Below are 279 nucleotides of genomic sequence, written 5' to 3'. Positions count from 1 at the left end.
CGGCAAGGTGCAGCGCGTGATGACGCCGGAGAATTATAGTCCCGGCACACGCTTCCTGCGCAGCCTGCAGATGCTGCATTTCGGTAGCTTCGGCGACGCGGCGGTACAGTGGATGTATTTCGTGCTGGGCATGGCCGGCGCCTTCCTGTTCTACAGCGGGAACCTGCTGTGGATCGAAGCGCGCCGCAAGCGTCAGAAACTGGTGCAGCCGCGCAGCGGCAAGCTGATGGCGCAGGCCACGCTGGGTGTGTGCCTGGGCTGTGTGGCCGGCGTGTCGGC

The 279-nt window shown here is 65.2% G+C and carries 1 protein-coding gene; it reads left to right on the top strand.

The window, feature by feature from the left end:
• Positions 1–279: PepSY-associated TM helix domain-containing protein (locus tag V3391_RS17760; RefSeq protein WP_332079778.1), on the top strand; the 279-nt coding region annotated here is incomplete at both ends.

Source organism: Luteimonas flava (assembly GCF_036584485.1).
Classification (GTDB): domain Bacteria; phylum Pseudomonadota; class Gammaproteobacteria; order Xanthomonadales; family Xanthomonadaceae; genus Luteimonas; species Luteimonas flava.
This window is presented reverse-complemented; position numbering and strand designations above follow the sequence as displayed.